Below are 254 nucleotides of genomic sequence, written 5' to 3' on the forward strand. Positions count from 1 at the left end.
TAAATTGTATGTTGGTCCAATTGCAACCGATATCAATACCGGTGCGGTGTCTGCTGTGATCCGTCAACCTATCTACAATAACGGCGGCAAACTCGTGGCCATGGGTGGCGTCGACTTACAGATCAATAAATTGAACGATATGGTTGAACGTATCAAGTTTCAAGATAAAGGTTTTGGCTTTTTGCTCGATGGTGATTTAAATGTTGTGCATTTATCCAAGCGTACTGGTCATTCACTCTCTACCACAGATGAAG

At 42.5% G+C, this 254-nt stretch carries 1 protein-coding gene; it reads left to right on the top strand.

Features of this window, described 5'->3' with window-relative positions:
- Positions 1 to 55: 55 nt before the first annotated feature.
- Positions 56 to 254 (top strand): hypothetical protein (locus CWC11_RS21780; RefSeq protein WP_502704826.1); only part of this gene is annotated, 199 nt, incomplete at its 3' end.

The organism is Pseudoalteromonas sp. S3178, assembly GCF_005886985.1.
GTDB lineage: Bacteria > Pseudomonadota > Gammaproteobacteria > Enterobacterales > Alteromonadaceae > Pseudoalteromonas > Pseudoalteromonas carrageenovora.